Here is a 15,801-nt window from a genome sequence, read left to right as displayed (position 1 = left end):
ATCTCTATCTATATTTGTGTATTAATCAAAATAAGAGGGCAAGTATATCAATTCATGCGTTATTAGGTAATCCCCCAAAGCAGTAATTACCTCAAACAACTAAGTTAAGTTAATGATTTGGTGATTTGAAAGTCCGCCAACATGCGCTAGAATTCGAACTTCATATTAAAAAGACAGTAAGGTAACAATCATGATCATCCTTCACACAAATTTTGGTGACATCAAAGTTCAACTTAACGAAGAAAAAGCACCAGAAACAAGCGCAAACTTCCTACAGTATTGCCGTGACGGTTTTTACGACAACACGCTATTCCACCGTGTTATCGATGGTTTCATGGTTCAAGGCGGCGGCATGACTTCTGGCCTTAAAGAAAAAACAACTCGTGCGACTATCAAGAACGAAGCGAACAACGGCCTAGCGAATAAAGTGGGTACACTAGCAATGGCTCGTACTATGGAACCGCATTCAGCGAGCTCTCAGTTCTTCATCAACGTTAACGACAACTCTTTCCTAAACTTCCGTAGCGAAAGCCTAGACGGTTGGGGCTACTGTGTATTCGCAGAAGTTGTTGAAGGCATGGACATCGTAAACAAGATCAAAGGTGTTAGCACTGGTTCTATGGGTATGCACCAAGATGTACCTCTAGAAGAAGTGATCATCACTGGTACTACAATCGAAGCTTAATCACTTGCTTTCGATTAGGGCGTATTGACCTTTTGAGCTGATTTTTGCAGCGAGTTGCTGGGGATTTATACAAGGCAGAGGCTTTGATGTGTAGCTAGCCTACATAAGAAGCCGATAACGCAGTAGAAATAACCAGCAAACGCTGCCCAAAGGGTTCGGCTAAAAGCGTTTTACTCTTTGTTGAGGGAAATTTGCTTAGAATGACTAGGCTTCCTATCCCTCGCCTCGATTAAAACGCTTTTATCTCGAACAAAATTTAACCGCCAAAGGTCAACACGCCCTAGTATTAATAATTGATGAGCCGATAAAATCAGGATATAGGGAGCGAATCGCTCCCTTTTTTAGACCTATGAAAACATATTTTATATCAGACCTGCACCTTGCTCCGTCACGACAAGACATTACCGACTGCTTCCTCACTTTCATGAAGAACGAAGCGGTAGAAGCGGATGCACTCTATGTATTAGGTGACCTTTTCGAATTCTGGATTGGTGACGACGACAAAAGTGAGTTTGCGACCTCTATTCGCCAAGCGTTTATTGATTTGGTGAAAACTGGCGTGCCTTGCTACTTCACACAAGGTAACCGTGACTTCCTAGTCGGTAAGAAATTTGCCAAACAAACAGGCGTGCAACTTCTTGACGAAGTATCAACGATCGATATCTACGGACAAAAAGCGGTCGTACTGCATGGTGATACCCTATGTACCGAAGATGTAAAATATCTCGCCTTCCGCGAAAAAGTGCATCAACCATGGCTGCAATGGGTCTTCAACAGAATTCCATTTTTCATCAAGAAGAAAATTGTCTCGAAGGTTCAATCTGATATCAAAGATGACAAGCAAACTAAATCTCTCGACATCATGGATGTGACACAACAAGAAGTCGAAGATGTTATGGCGCGAAACAACGTCGAACTGATGATTCACGGCCATACTCATCGCCCTGACATTCACACTTTCAATGCTAATAATTGCACTAAAACCCGTATCGTATTGGGCGATTGGTATACTCAAGGTTCAGTGCTGGTGTTCACTCCGCAAAGTTTTGAACTACAGAATCGAGAGTTTAGCAATAGCTTTCAACATCCGTCTTAAACTTTCACTTTGATTATTATTGTCGGTCAGACTTTCTTTGATTGTGTATGGTAATTTCCACTGAATTAGCTATTATCTCTCTATCAGAACTAAACCGAACACAGTACCAAGTTGAAATATTCATACGTAGCGCGTCAACCAATACTCGATACAGACAAAAAAACCATAGGTTACGAGTTGCTATTCAGGGACGGTCCTAAGAACACTTTCCCTGAAGTAGAGCCGGAGCTCGCTACTAGCCGTTTGCTTTCCGACCACTTTTTATCAACTCACTATAATACGTTGGGTGATAAGCTGGGGTTCGTTAACTTTCCTTATACAAGTCTGATTAACTTGGTCCCGACGCTGTTTCCAAAAGAAAGCCTCGTTGTTGAGGTTCTTGAAGACTGCGAACCAACCGACGAACTACTTGAAGCAATCAAAGCCATCTATGATGCGGGGTATACCATCGCATTGGACGACTTTGTGCCAAGCAAAGCGTGGAAGCGCTTCTTACCGTACGTTTCAATTATCAAATTTGATATCCGTTTGATCTCAATTGCGAAAGCTTCGATGTTCATGAACTCTCTCAAAGGGTTAGACATTAAGTTCCTCGCTGAAAAAGTAGAGACTTACGACGAATATCAAGAAGCAAACCAAGCAGGCTTCACCTACTTCCAAGGTTACTTCTTCAGTAAGCCGGAAATGATCCAAACTCGTGCTCTCAACCCTGCGTTTTTGACGATTGTTCAGCTGTTGAAAGAGATCGCTAACGACCCTATCGACTTCGGTGAAGTTGAACGTCTGATCACATTAGACGTCACGCTGTCTTACAAGTTACTTGCCTATGTGAACTCTGCAGGCGGCTCAGCAACAACCATTCGTTCATTTCGCCAAGCGCTTATCTTCCTTGGCGAGCAAAAGCTACGCAAGTTCGTTTCACTTGTGGCGATTGCATCCGCGAAAGAAGACAAGCCAGATTCACTCTATGGTTTAGCGGTATTACGTGCACGTGAGTGTGAACTGTTAGTCGAGAAGATGAATGTGAAAGTTGAACCCGGACAAGCCTTTTTGACCGGTATGTTCTCCCTACTCGATTCTCTATTTGACCAACCGTTGAAGCAAGTGCTGGACTCAGTGCCAATTGATGAAGAGATTAAGCAAGCTCTGATACAACGCAAAGGCGTATTAGGTGCGATCTTGGCGATGGTTATCGCTTATGAACAAGCTCGATGGGATGAAGCAACGCGCATTCGTAAACTACTCAAACTAAGTGAAGCTGAACTCGGGCAAGCTTATGACGAAGCGACGACTTGGGCTCAAGAGCTGTTATCACCTTCGTTGAAATAGTCCACTTCACATAACCGTACCAATGGAAACTAAGCTTTGGTGAGCGATCGTTTCTTGGTAAACTCCCACGCATTCATTTATGGCCTCTTAATAGAGGCCATTTTTACAGGATTTGACTATGTCTTCATGCCCATGCGGTAGCAAAATTACTTACCAACAATGCTGTGAATCAGCACACCTTAACCACAGTGCCGTTGAAACACCCGAGCAATTGATGCGCTCACGTTATTCTGCACATGTACTTGGTTTGGTGGATTATGTGGTCGCTACTTACCATCCAAGCTGCAATGCAGAATCGCAGAGAGAAGGTATTGCCGAATCTATCGATAGTGATTGGGCGGGTCTAGAAGTCATTGATACTGCAACTGGCTCAGACGAGAACGAAGGCTTTGTTGAGTTTAAAGCTTACTTCAACGACGTGGCTGAGCAGTTCTGTATGCAAGAACGCTCGCGCTTCGTGCGTGAAGACGGTCTTTGGTATTACATTGATGGCACCTTCCCTGAGCAGGAAGAAGCTACACAACCAGAGATAGATCCTCGCTTAAACCAAACGGTTGAGAGCTTCAAAATTGGCCGCAATGACCCATGTATTTGTGGCAGTGGTAAGAAATATAAAAAGTGCTGCGGGTAAGTCAAACAATTAGAATGTTTGATTAAGTAAAGAGATTCCTGATGTCGCTTAGGCTCATCGGAATGACGTAAAGTCAGAGGTTAGAAAAGTGGCGTAGGGCTTAGAAAGCTTGAAAATTAAACAATTAAAAAGCCCCGTAAACATGGTTGTTTACGGGGCTTTTTTCTGTCTTTTACGCGGTTCTATTAATCTAAAGAGGGCTTACTTATGGCGCTCTTTTAATTTGTTCACCACATCATTCATCGATAAGCCTTGGTCTTGAAGAAGAACCATCAAGTGATAAATCAAATCCGCAGATTCGCACACTAACTCCGCCTTATCGCCCGACGTCGCCGCAAGCGCGACTTCAACGCCTTCTTCGCCCACTTTTTGCGAAATACGCTTGGTGCCACGGGCATATAGACTGGCAGTATAAGAAGACTCAGGGTCTGCGTCCTTGCGGGCAGCCAATAGCTGCTCAAGCTGATGAAGCCACACCATCTGAGACTCTTGTTGTTTGTCTCCGTCCCAGCACGTTGTAGTACCAGTGTGGCATGTTGGGCCAATGGGATTAACCTTGACCAGCAAGGTGTCATTGTCACAATCCAAGGCAATGTTCTGCAGTTGCAATACATTGCCCGACGTTTCACCTTTCGTCCAAAGACGCTCTTTTGTGCGAGAGAAAAACGTCACTTGGCCAGTTTCGCCTGTTTTCTCGAGTGCTGCTGGGTTCATGTATCCCATCATCAGCACTTGGCTAGATTGGTAATCCTGAACAATAGCTGGCACCAAGCCACCCACTTTTTCCCAATCAATACGCTCTGACAATGCGCCTACTTCTGTTTTTGATAAGCTTACGGGTTCAAAACTCATAGTCGCACCTCTACATCTTGTTGTTTTAAATACTGTTTAAGTTCACCAATATTGATGACTTGCTTGTGGAATACCGAAGCCGCAAGTGCTCCATCCACGTTGGTCTTTTTATAAGCTTCGGCAAAGTGCTCCATCGCACCTGCGCCACCTGACGCAATCAATGGAACGTTACATACTGAGCGAACCATGTTGAGTTGTTCGATGTCGTAACCGTTACGGACACCATCTTGATTCATCATGTTTAACACAATTTCACCTGCGCCACGCTTCTGTACTTCTTGCACCCAATCTTTGGTTTCCCATTTGGTTGCTTTAGTACGCGCTTCATCGCCAGTGAATTGGTAAACCTGATATTTACCGGTTTCTTTATCGAAGTATGAATCGATACCAACAACGATACACTGCACGCCGAACTTATCAGCAAGGTCAGTGATCAGTTGCGGATTAGCCAATGCCGGTGAGTTGATTGACACTTTATCAGCACCAAACTCAAGAATACGCGCAGCATCTTCCGCTGATTTAATACCACCAGCCACACAGAAAGGAATATCAATCACTTCTGCTACACGTTTTACCCAGCTCTTGTCGACTACACGACCATCGCTTGATGCAGTGATATCGTAAAATACTAATTCATCAGCGCCCTCTTCCGCATAACGTTGCGCTAACGGAACGATGTCACCAATAATTTCGTGGTTACGGAACTGAACGCCCTTAACCACCTGTCCATCACGGACATCCAAACAAGGGATTATTCGCTTTGCCAACATGCAAATGCCTCCTCTGCGGTAAACTTGCCGTCAAGTAACGCACGACCAACAATCACACCAGCAACACCGCTGCCTTTAAGCGCTTCGATATCAGCTAAGCTGCCAATGCCGCCCGATGATTGGAATTGTACTTGTGGGTACTGCTTACAAAGATCAACGTAAAGCTCTACGTTTGATCCTTCTAGCGTGCCATCTCGCGAAATATCTGTACACAGAACGTGTTTAAGGCCAACCGTGAGGTAGTCTTCAATCAGCGCTTCAATCGTCACACCTGAATCTTCTTGCCAACCTGAAATCGCGACTTTACGTGTGCCGCTTTCGTCAATATTGATGTCCAGAGCCAGCACGATTTTTTCCGCACCGTACTTCTCCATCCAACCTTTAACCAAATCAGGTTGCTTAACTGCCGTAGAACCAACCACAACGCGCTGTGCGCCAGCTTCTAGCAGATCAACGACATCTTGTTCGTTACGCACACCACCACCAATCTGGATGTTCGCAGGCGTGCTAGCAAGTAGCTTAGCGATCAAGTCTAACTGACGAGCCGTTGTGTCTTTTGCGCCGGTTAAATCAACAAGGTGAAGCCAACCTGCGCCAGCTTGGTGATACAGGTTGAACTGCTCTGCTGGGTCTACTTTGTATTCTGTTACTTGCCCGTAGTCCCCTTGGAATAAGCGAACTACTTGGCCTTCAATTAAATCTAACGCGGGAATAATCATTTACATTCCTTATAGGGCAACGTTAGCCGCTGCCAAATCCTTATTACAATTCCAAGAAGTTCTGAATCAGCTTAGAGCCAGCTTTTGACGAACGCTCCGGGTGGAACTGAACACCATAATAGTTGCCACTTTGCACTGCAGCTGTGAACGGATTACCGTAGTCACATTGAGCGATAGTATAATCACCCACCGGCATTGCGAAGCTATGTACAAAGTAGAAGTACTCGCCTTCTTCAATGTCTTTAAATAGAGCGTGATTAGGTGTTGCCGTGACGGTGTTCCAACCCATGTGTGGTAACGGCAAGTTGCCCGTTTCAAGTAAACGAACTTCACCATCACACAAACCTAGGCATTCAACTAACTCGTCAGCCTTTTGGCCTTTCTCTTGAGACAGTTTGCCTAACAGCTGCATACCTAAACAGATACCTAGCAGAGGCTTCTCTACTTGCTTCACAAGGGTAACAAGGTCACGCTCTTGCAAATTCTTCATTGCCTCACTTGCTGTGCCTACACCCGGTAGGAATAGCTTGTCAGCTGCAAGAACCACTTCTTGCTCTTTTGAAATCTCAACCGCATAGCCCAGACGTTCAATCGCAAATTTCACCGATGAAACGTTGGCACAACCGGTATCAATGATGACGACTTTCTGCTCTTTCATTGTTTTTTCCTTGCTAACGTTAGCCTTACAGAACGCCTTTGCTGCTTGGTAACTCGTTACCTTCAACTTTGATTGCTTGGCGAAGAGTACGGCCAAACGCTTTAAACAAGCTCTCAATGATGTGGTGATCATTATTGCCAGCAGAAGAAAGGTGTAGCGTACAAGCCAGTGTGTCGGTTAAAGAACGGAAGAAGTGAACCACCATCTCAGTTGAAAGATCACCCACTTGTTCACGGCTGAACTTAGCATCGAACTTCAGATATGGGCGACCAGATAGATCAAGCGCACACTGAGCTAAACACTCATCCATTGGCAAGCTGAAACCAAAACGGCCAATGCCACGTTTGTCGCCTAGCGCATCTTTCAGAGCTTGGCCTAGCGCAAGCGCCGTGTCTTCTACCGTGTGGTGATCATCAATGTGTAGATCGCCCTTCACAGTCAGGTTCATTTGGAAACCGCCGTGTGTCGCGATTTGATCAAGCATGTGATCGAAGAAACCCATGCCTGTGTCGATCTTGTTGCCACCGGTTTCATCAAGGTTTACTGCCACCTTGATATCCGTTTCTTTAGTGGTACGAACTACTTCAGCAACACGAGCATTAACCGTTAGATCTTTAACGATCTGTGGCCAGTTAAGTGTGCCTTCAGTTTGCGCATCTGGTCCGTATTGGATACCACGAATTGCCATGTTCTCAGCAAGTTGAAGATCCGTCATTCGATCGCCAATCACGACTGACTTTTGGAAGTCGACTTTACCGCCTTGAAGGTATTCTTTAACCATTCCTAGCTTTGGTTTGCGGCAAGAACAGTTGTCTTCATCAAAGTGAGGGCAGATTAGAACATCATCAAACTTAACGCCCTGAGATTCAAAGAACTCCATCATCATGTTGTGCGGAGCATCGAACTCTTCTTGCGGGTAGCTATCGGTACCTAGACCATCTTGGTTAGTCACCATAACTAAGCGATAACCAGCATCTTGTAGTGCTAGTAGGCTAGGAATCACTAACGGTTCGAATTTTAGCTTGTCTAAACGGTCTACTTGAAAGTCGACTGGCGGCTCAACAATTAAGGTGCCATCACGGTCTATAAAAAGTATTTTCTGTTGTTTACTCACTTGAACTTCCTTTTAATTTTAAATCTGGTGGCCTAGCAAAAATCAAACGCTAACCCAAATAATGGTTTCATTTGCCAGCTGGTTATTAATCAACTCAAGACTGACAAATGTTATTACTGATAAGCCGTTCGTTACTGATAAAAGTTACGAATGAATCCAAGTGTCTTTTCGCACTCTTCGCGGTTACCAATACTAATGCGAACACAGTTTTCAATTGGCGAATTACGTAAAATAATACCGCTGTCCCATGCTGCTTTGAATAAATCATCACCGTTAGGGAATTTAACCAGAAGGTAATTACCCCAACCATCGAATACCGTTATTTGAGGCATGCCCATTAGGCCCGCTTGTAAATAAGCTCGGTTGGCACTCAAATCAAGAACCTGAAATTTTGCTCTTGCTAACCCGTGTTCTGACAGCGCTTGAACAGCAATGTCAGCAACAGGAACAGGCACTGGATAAGGTGCTATCACTTTCAACAGTACATCAATCAGTTCTTGGTTTGCTAGAGTAAATCCGCAACGTAAACCCGCCAATGCAAATGCTTTCGAGAGAGTTCGAAGAATCGCTAGATTCGGGTACTGAGCAAGCAAATCAACCGTTGATGCTTCAGGACAGAAATCGATATACGCTTCGTCCATCACCACAATGGCTTTGTCTTGAGTCATCTCAAGTAGTTTAACGATGTCTTTACGGTTAACTAAGTTACCTGTTGGGTTATTTGGGCTACAAACAAAGACCACTTTTACGTTATCAAGTTGAGCTTCAATCGCCGGTAAATCCAATTGCCATTCAGACGTCAGCGGCACGACCTTACGCTCAACACCGATAGTCTCCGCGCTGATTGCGTACATACCGTAGGTTGGTGGGCAGTAAAGAATCGCATCTTCATTTGGCTCACAGAACGCACGAATCAAAAGCTCAATACCTTCGTCAGCACCACGAGTAGTCAACGTTTGCTCTGGTGCAACACCTGCATATTGAGCGTAAGCATCGATTAGCTCTTTAGGCTGACACTCGCTGTAGCGATTAAGTCGAGTCAGATTTAAGGTGTACTCGTTATCAAACGGAGATTCGTTGGCGTTCAACCATACATCTCCGCTGCCACCAATGCGTCTTGCAGACAAGTAAGGTGTTAGAGCCTGAACTTGTTTTCTTGCTAACTTTTCCATGCCCTACCCTTATTTCGCTTTATTTAACTTTTCAATTCGGATGGTCACCGCACGTTTGTGTGCATCCAAACCTTCGGCTTCTGCCATTGTGACTACCGTTGGCGCTAGGCCTTGTAAGCCATCAGCTGTTAACTCTTGTACCGTCATACGCTTAGAGAAATCCGCCAAACCTAGGCTTGAATAGGTTTTGGTGTAACCGTAAGTCGGTAACACGTGGTTTGTACCAGAAGCGTAATCACCCGCAGACTCAGGAGACCAATCACCAAGGAAGATTGAACCTGCATTGTCTAGCAATGGCAGCAGTTCACGTGGATTCTTGGTCTGAACAATCAAGTGTTCCGGGCCGTAGAAGTTCGAAATCGCAATTGCTTGAGTGATCGATTCAGCGATGATAATTAGGCTTGATGCCAATGCTTGCTGAGCAATCGTTGCTCGAGACAACTCTTTCAGTTGTTTCTGTACCGCATCGGTTACTTGATCGGCAATCACTGGAGATGGTGTTACCAATACAACCTGAGAATCAGGACCGTGTTCCGCTTGGCTCAGCAAATCCGCAGCAATGAAATCTGCATCTGCTGTTTCATCGGCAATCACTAACACTTCAGACGGTCCAGCAGGCATATCAATCGCAGCGCCACGGAAGTCATTACTTACTTGGCGTTTAGCTTCCGTTACGTAAGCGTTACCTGGGCCGAAGATTTTATCGACCTTTGCAACACTCTCAGTACCATACGCCATTGCTGCAACCGCTTGACCACCGCCTACATTGTAAACCTCATCGATTTTACAAAGTTTAGCGACATACAAGATTTCATCTGCAATTGGCGGAGGTGAACAAAGCACAACCTTACGACAACCAGCAATCTGAGCAGGAACACCCAACATAAGAACCGTTGATGGAAGTGGTGCGCTGCCTCCTGGGATGTACAAACCCACCGTATTAATAGCGCGAGTCACTTGCTCACAAACCACACCTGGTTGAGTTTCAACCTTAATCGGTTGTGGTTTTTGAGCTTCGTGGAACTTAGCAATATTACGATAAGCTTGCTCAAGCGCTTGCTTCATCTCTGGTGTTAAACGCGCGCAGGCTTCTTCGATCTCTTCAGAACGTACTCGAATCGATTCCGGTGTCACACCATCAAACTTTTCGGTCAATTCTTTGAGCGCTGCATCGCCTTCATTTCTTACTTTTGCAATTACACCAGACACAGTTGCTGTGATATTCGCACCTTCAGCAATCGCTGGGCGCTCTAATACTGAGTCTTGCTGTGATTCACTTAATGATTGCCAAACAACGGTTCTCATAGCAGTTACCCCATCATTTTTTCGATTGGTAGTACTAGGATTGAGCTTGCACCCAACTCTTTCAATTGTTCCATAGTTTCCCAGAACAAATTCTCTGTACTTACTAGGTGAACGGCAACTTTGTCTTTGTCTGTTGATAGAGGAAGAACCGTTGGATCTTCAGCACCAGGCAGTAGTGCTTTGATTTGCTCTAGCTGAGATGTTGGCGCGTGAAGCATGATGTACTTCGACTCTTTTGCTTGTTGAACACCCTGCATACGAGTCAGTAGTTTTTCAATCAATGCAGTCTTGTCAGCGTCAAACTCACCAACACGTTGAATCAGTGTTGCTTTAGATTGGAAGATAGCTTCTGCTTCTTTTAGGCCGTTTGCTTCTAGCGTCGCACCTGTAGAAACCAAATCGGCGATAGCGTCTGCCAGGCCTGCGCGAGGAGCTACTTCAACCGAGCCTGTTAGCATACAAGTGCTGAATTCAACACCCTGCTCGTCCATGTAGGCTTTTAGTAGTTGTGGGTAAGTGGTCGCAATACGTTTGCCCGCTAGATCTTGTGGGCCGTTGTATTCTTCGTCTTTGTTGATAGCGATAGAAAGGCGGCAACCACCGAAGTCTAAACGACGTAGTGTGCGGAACTCTGAAGGCTCTTTAAGAGCAACACGGTCTAGGCGAACTTCTTCTAGTTCATTTTCACCGATGAAACCAAGGTCAACGACACCATCCATGATAAGACCTGGGATGTCATCATCACGAACCAGTAACAAGTCGATTGGCATATTTAGTGAATGAACAACTAGGCGCTCACCCATGATGTTAAATTTAACACCACATTTTTTAAGTAGATCTTGGCACTCTTTACTTAAGCGACCTTTCTTTTGAATTGCGATTCTTAGGCGTTGTGTCTGCATTGCTGTATCCCTGTGCAAATATTTGAATTTATTGATTATTTAAAAGCGCTAAAACTAAAAAACCCCCGGAAGACTTTGTCGTCCCGAGGGTTTAAATCTAAATTCTTTGACTTAACCTCCGGGAGAATTCTTGCTCCCGGGTATACGTAAATCTCCCCGAAAGACTAGATAGGGTGATGATGGTGATGAATGTTCATTACTAGTTTACGCATACTTATCAGCTCTTAGGTTGTTTGCTGTCTTGTCTCCACACTAACTAAGGTCACATCCTTTTTCAACCATTTATTCGAACTTTTTTCACGAAATTTAAAATTAAATTAACAGGTACAAAAAAGGGAGGCCAATGCCTCCCTGATACTTTACTGATTAACTTTCACTTTTAGCTTTTGCACGTCGCCATTTTGCAACGAGAGAAGTAAGCCAATGCAAAACATACTGCAACGAACGTTAGAGACGCAGCACTAAACGCGATGCCAATTGAAGACGTCATACCTAGCGTGATGAAACCAATACACGATACAAACGCTACAGACAGCGCATAAGGAAGCTGAGTCGATACGTGGTCAATGTGGTTACAACGAGCACCGGTAGAAGACAGAATCGTTGTGTCAGAGATTGGAGAACAGTGGTCACCAAATACTGAACCAGCTAGAACCGCACTTAGCATCGGTAGAATCAGCGCGATGTCAGAAGCTGCAGCCATGTCACCCGCGATAGGAAGCATAATACCGAACGTACCCCAAGATGTACCTGTCGAGAATGCCATTAGGCCAGCAAGAAGGAACAAGATAACTGGTAGCCAGTGGTAATCAATGTTACCAGTCGCTAGAGATGATAGGTACGAACCTGTCTTCATGTCACCGATAACAGAACCGATTGTCCATGCAAACACAAGGATAAGGATCGCGCCAAACATTGAGCTCGCACCGATCCACATTGTTCTTGCGATATCAGACATTGGTAGCTTTTGCTTGAATACTGTCGCTAGCGCAACAAGCAGACCTAACACGCCACCGTAAACAAGAGACTTGCCTACATCAGTGTTTTCGAACGCGCCAAGCAGGTTGAATGCTTGACCGTCAGCAGCCAGCGCTTGGCCACCCGTGTAAAGCATGGCAGCAACTGTTGCTACGATTAGCGATACGATTGGCATTACGAGATCAGAAACAGAACCGTTCTCGCTCTCTTCAATATCTAGCTCTTCGTTCAGGTCATGAGCTTGCTTTTGATCATTGTCACCATCAAAGCCACGGCCTTGTGATGCTTCAATCTCGTGCTCGCGCATTTTACCAACGTCTAGACCAAACCACGCTACCGCAAACACCATCAGTAGTGCGAATACAGCGTAAAAGTTCATTGGAATAAGACGAACGTAAGCACCCAGTGCAGAATACTCTGTCACACCGTGTGTTACTAAGATGCCACCAATAATAGTAATGATGTAAGCACCCCAGCTAGAAGCCGGCATGATCACACACATAGGAGCAGCAGTAGAATCTAGGATATAAGCTAGCTTAGCGCGAGATACATAGAAACGGTCTGTTACAGGGCGAGAGATAGCACCTACCGCTAAGCTGTTGAAGTAATCATCGACAAAGATGAATACGCCTAAGAAGGCTGCAAGTAGTTTTGAACCACGTTTGCTCTTCACACGAGACTGTGCCCATTCAGCGAATGCGCGAGTACCGCCAGAAAGTGTTAATAGAGCGGTCATCATTCCAAGGATAAGTAGGAATGCGATAATGCTCATGTTCCAAGTGTTGATACCACCATCTTCGATGAAAACACCAGATGCTTTAGTAAACACGTAGCTAGCTGCGTTACCTACTGAATAATCAGCAAGTAGAATCGCACCCATGACGATACCGACACCCAAAGAAACCAATACACGGCGGGTAACAATAGCAAGAGTCAATGCAACCAAAGGAGGAAGCAGCGATAAAGGCGATGTTGCAAAATCTATTAAATTCATGATCTTCAAAAACCAGTTTTTTATTTGGCTAGAGATCTACTGCAGACAAACTTGATACGACTTATCAAGCTCATGTTGAACTAAGCGAAAGGGAAGTGAACACTTCACCCAACCCTACAGTAGCGCTCCATAGTTTAAAATTAAGACTATGGCAGTGTTGTACCTATTGAGCACAACCCCAGCAAATTGCTTAGATATACAATTTACTTCGGCAATTAGACCTTTCATTCCCGTTCATTGGCATCACCCCAACGAAAACTACTTTTTATAATTGCACCTCTACGTGCGATAACATTATTAACCGTGTAAACCAGAGTTTAACAACAAATTAACCAAAGCATCGCATCAGGTAGCCGCAATTGTACTCATCAAGAGCAACAATGCAACATATCATTCCGAGAAAAATAGGGTTTTGTTAATGAACTAATCAATACAAAAATAGTCTACAGAAAGCAATTACTCCACCAGTCACATATCGATTTTTAAGAAAATCTTAATAATTATTATAAATTCATCAAAAGTGAGTCGTTTCTTTTTCAACTATTCATCTCACTTTTATATTTAAATAACCAATACAAGAAATACTATTTGTTTTATTCCTAGGCTCTGTTTATTATTAGGAAGATTATTTAGTTTACCTTGATGGAAAATATCATGTCTGAATTAACAAAAACTTTATTGAATATCCGTAGCCTTCGCGCATTCTCACGTGAATTAACTCTTGAGCAACTTGAAGAAGCACTAGACAAGCTAACTATTGTTGTACAAGAGCGTCAAGAGTCTGAAGCTGAAGAACAAGCTGCTAAAGCAGAGCAAGAAGCTAAGCTTTCTGCTATTGCTGAACAAATTGCAAAAGACGGCATCGATGTTGCTGATCTTATTGCTGCGCTTTCTGGTGAAGCAAAAACAAAAACAGCAAAAGCTAAACGTGCTCCTCGTCCAGCTAAATACAAATATGTAGATGGCAATGGCGATGAGAAAACTTGGACAGGTCAAGGTCGTACGCCTTCAGCTATCCAAGAACAACTAGATGCTGGTAAATCTCTAGAAGAGTTTGCTATCTAAACATTTAGTTTACTTAGTGGGTAATCAATTACACGCTAAGCAATAGAATTAATATTAAAGTCGACTAAAGTATTATTTACGGCTTCAATATATTCAGAAACAAAAAAGGCTCCTTTCGGAGCCTTTTTTATATTTCGCTATTAGAAATATAAATGAGAACGATAAAAATATCTTATCTTTCCCAGTATGCTTCTTCTAGGCTATCTTCTCTTTCAGGAAGGCCGCGAGACAAGCGTGGTGAGTGCTGAACCAACACTTCATAACTTGCACGGTTTGAATATTTACAAACCTGTGAAAAAGATGAATACGTTAAAAATGCATGTTGATGCTTGCTAGAGTTCGGCACATTTTCTTTATGATATTTATTTGCTGCCATATCATGTAATAAAGCCGACAACGCCGCATCCCCTGCACCATTGGTATTTTTGATCTTTTCTGGACCACCCATGTAAGGCGCAATATGCGAATAGATCTTCGTTGGGTTGTCACATAAGTCTTTATGCGCAGGACGGCTAAATTCATAGCGGTTAAATTCAGCAATTGAGCCTGGTAACAACGGTAATGACGTTTCACGCTTCACAGCGTCTTCAGTGTAACCCGCCATAAACAAGCCAACAGGGCCAGCCGTACATAGAACTAAGTCTACCCAATCGAGTGCTTTGTCCGAAGCAGCAAGAGGATCGCTTTCACCTGTTAAAGCTTCAGCTTCGTCTTCATTCATTGCAACAACGGTTACGTGCTGTTCAAGGAAATCTTTCCAAAACTCTGGGTCATCTTGAATAACGAATTTAGTACCAAGTGTTAAAACAACAGGCACATCGTATTTCTTCGCGTATTCGATCGCTTTCATTGTTGCTTCAGGCATAGGGTCGCCTGGCTTACAACGAACTAGATACGCTGTTAATACTAAAGCAGAAGCACTTTTGAAGATTTTCTCAGGAATGCTTTCTGGTTTTAATTGGTTCATTTGTCCTTCGCTAATTGCGAAAGTACGTTCACCATCTTCTGTAATTAATGCAAAGCAACGACCAATTGCGCCATCTACCCCTTGTAAATGGTTCAGATCCATTCTGCTTGATGTATTACATAAATAGCGGTAACCGTAGCTACCAATTTTAATATCTTGGCTCATTACACCTAACAGTGTTGAACGGTCATCCGCCAATACTGAGTAATTGTGTAATGTGTTACCGATCGTACCACCAGCGTATTCATTAGTGATCAGGCACTGTTCTTTTAATTCTTGATATAAGGATTCAGCAGCTTCATCACCGATAACCAGTGAGTGTCCCTTACTTAGGCCGTATTTTTCGATTAGCTCAGAACTCACTTTCGCTTCAATATCCACCAAAGTTTGGTCAATACCGATAATATGAGTACGTGACATTCTTTTGCTAGTTTGAGCTTGGCTTACTAAAGGATCACGAGCGTGAACCGGAAAATAGTGCTTTGATTTACGTTGTCCAGGGAATTTCATAAGGCTAGTCTAAGTCAAGGGGAAATAGGTGGCGGATTCTACCGCGCTATATTT

At 43.9% G+C, this 15,801-nt stretch carries 15 protein-coding genes, 1 riboswitch and 1 other annotated feature; of the genes, 5 read left to right on the top strand and 10 right to left on the bottom strand.

Annotated elements, in window-relative coordinates; all coding sequences use genetic code 11:
- The first annotated feature begins 190 nt into the window (after positions 1-190).
- The 4 genes from AC3CKG_RS05455 to AC3CKG_RS05440 all read left to right on the top strand — a co-directional run bounded on the left by AC3CKG_RS05455 (position 191) and on the right by AC3CKG_RS05440 (position 3,741).
- Positions 191-685 carry a peptidylprolyl isomerase gene (locus AC3CKG_RS05455; RefSeq protein WP_004734582.1) on the top strand — a complete coding sequence of 165 codons (495 nt, stop codon included), beginning with the start codon at positions 191-193 and terminating at the stop codon, positions 683-685.
- Positions 686-1,034: 349 nt separating this feature from the next.
- Complete coding sequence (gene lpxH, locus AC3CKG_RS05450; RefSeq protein ID WP_488528940.1) at positions 1,035-1,781, top strand: UDP-2,3-diacylglucosamine diphosphatase; 747 nt, start codon at positions 1,035-1,037, stop codon at positions 1,779-1,781.
- A 111-nt stretch (positions 1,782-1,892) separates the two neighbouring features.
- On the top strand, positions 1,893-3,110 hold the full coding sequence (locus AC3CKG_RS05445) for an EAL and HDOD domain-containing protein (RefSeq protein WP_017109913.1): 1,218 nt from the start codon (positions 1,893-1,895) through the stop codon (positions 3,108-3,110).
- Positions 3,111-3,228: 118 nt separating this feature from the next.
- Positions 3,229-3,741, top strand: coding sequence for a YchJ family protein (locus AC3CKG_RS05440; protein ID WP_488528939.1), 513 nt, complete (start codon positions 3,229-3,231; stop codon positions 3,739-3,741).
- Positions 3,742-3,942: 201 nt separating this feature from the next.
- On the opposite strand, the gene hisIE is transcribed toward AC3CKG_RS05440, so the two are convergent.
- From hisIE to AC3CKG_RS05395, 9 genes are all read right to left on the bottom strand, one after another.
- Positions 3,943-4,593, bottom strand: coding sequence for a bifunctional phosphoribosyl-AMP cyclohydrolase/phosphoribosyl-ATP diphosphatase HisIE (gene hisIE / locus AC3CKG_RS05435; RefSeq protein WP_099166366.1), 651 nt, complete (start codon positions 4,591-4,593; stop codon positions 3,943-3,945).
- Positions 4,590-5,363 (bottom strand): imidazole glycerol phosphate synthase subunit HisF, encoded by a 774-nt coding sequence (hisF, locus tag AC3CKG_RS05430; protein ID WP_017109916.1) that lies wholly within the window; start codon positions 5,361-5,363, stop codon positions 4,590-4,592. Before hisF ends, hisIE begins: the two co-directional genes overlap by 4 nt.
- Positions 5,345-6,082, bottom strand: a complete 738-nt coding sequence (hisA, locus tag AC3CKG_RS05425; protein ID WP_102352618.1) for a 1-(5-phosphoribosyl)-5-[(5-phosphoribosylamino)methylideneamino]imidazole-4-carboxamide isomerase — start codon at positions 6,080-6,082, stop codon at positions 5,345-5,347. The genes hisF and hisA overlap by 19 nt, the downstream gene beginning before the upstream one ends.
- A 43-nt stretch (positions 6,083-6,125) precedes the next feature.
- The gene (hisH, locus tag AC3CKG_RS05420) at positions 6,126-6,740 is read right to left on the bottom strand and encodes an imidazole glycerol phosphate synthase subunit HisH (RefSeq protein WP_488528938.1); all 615 of its coding nucleotides are present in this window, start codon (positions 6,738-6,740) and stop codon (positions 6,126-6,128) included.
- Positions 6,741-6,765: 25 nt separating this feature from the next.
- Positions 6,766-7,854: a bifunctional histidinol-phosphatase/imidazoleglycerol-phosphate dehydratase HisB gene (gene hisB, locus AC3CKG_RS05415; protein ID WP_065112180.1), complete on the bottom strand. Its 1,089-nt coding sequence runs from the start codon at positions 7,852-7,854 to the stop codon at positions 6,766-6,768.
- Between the two features lie 131 nt (positions 7,855-7,985).
- Positions 7,986-9,026 carry a histidinol-phosphate transaminase gene (gene hisC, locus AC3CKG_RS05410; RefSeq protein ID WP_017109920.1) on the bottom strand — a complete coding sequence of 347 codons (1,041 nt, stop codon included), beginning with the start codon at positions 9,024-9,026 and terminating at the stop codon, positions 7,986-7,988.
- 9 nt (positions 9,027-9,035) lie between these two features.
- Positions 9,036-10,331, bottom strand: a complete 1,296-nt coding sequence (hisD, locus tag AC3CKG_RS05405) for a histidinol dehydrogenase (RefSeq protein WP_372207296.1) — start codon at positions 10,329-10,331, stop codon at positions 9,036-9,038.
- A 5-nt stretch (positions 10,332-10,336) separates the two neighbouring features.
- The gene (gene hisG / locus AC3CKG_RS05400; protein ID WP_029223418.1) at positions 10,337-11,233 is read right to left on the bottom strand and encodes an ATP phosphoribosyltransferase; all 897 of its coding nucleotides are present in this window, start codon (positions 11,231-11,233) and stop codon (positions 10,337-10,339) included.
- A gap of 53 nt (positions 11,234-11,286) precedes the next feature.
- Positions 11,287-11,422 (bottom strand) — a sequence feature (His leader region).
- A 190-nt stretch (positions 11,423-11,612) separates the two neighbouring features.
- A complete protein-coding gene (locus AC3CKG_RS05395; RefSeq protein ID WP_065103837.1) occupies positions 11,613-13,205 on the bottom strand; it encodes a Na+/H+ antiporter NhaC family protein in 1,593 nt (530 codons plus the stop codon).
- A gap of 112 nt (positions 13,206-13,317) precedes the next feature.
- Positions 13,318-13,495: riboswitch (Lysine riboswitch) on the bottom strand.
- Between the two features lie 364 nt (positions 13,496-13,859).
- Between AC3CKG_RS05395 and AC3CKG_RS05390 the strand changes: the two genes are divergently transcribed.
- The gene (locus AC3CKG_RS05390; protein ID WP_017109924.1) at positions 13,860-14,270 is read left to right on the top strand and encodes an H-NS family histone-like protein; all 411 of its coding nucleotides are present in this window, start codon (positions 13,860-13,862) and stop codon (positions 14,268-14,270) included.
- A gap of 172 nt (positions 14,271-14,442) precedes the next feature.
- Here the strand turns inward: AC3CKG_RS05390 and AC3CKG_RS05385 are convergent, their stop codons facing one another.
- On the bottom strand, positions 14,443-15,747 hold the full coding sequence (locus tag AC3CKG_RS05385) for an inosine/guanosine kinase (RefSeq protein WP_017109925.1): 1,305 nt from the start codon (positions 15,745-15,747) through the stop codon (positions 14,443-14,445).
- Between the last annotated feature and the right edge of the window lie 54 nt (positions 15,748-15,801).

The organism is Vibrio sp. QJM3NY_15 (genome assembly GCF_057785995.1).
This window is presented reverse-complemented; position numbering and strand designations above follow the sequence as displayed.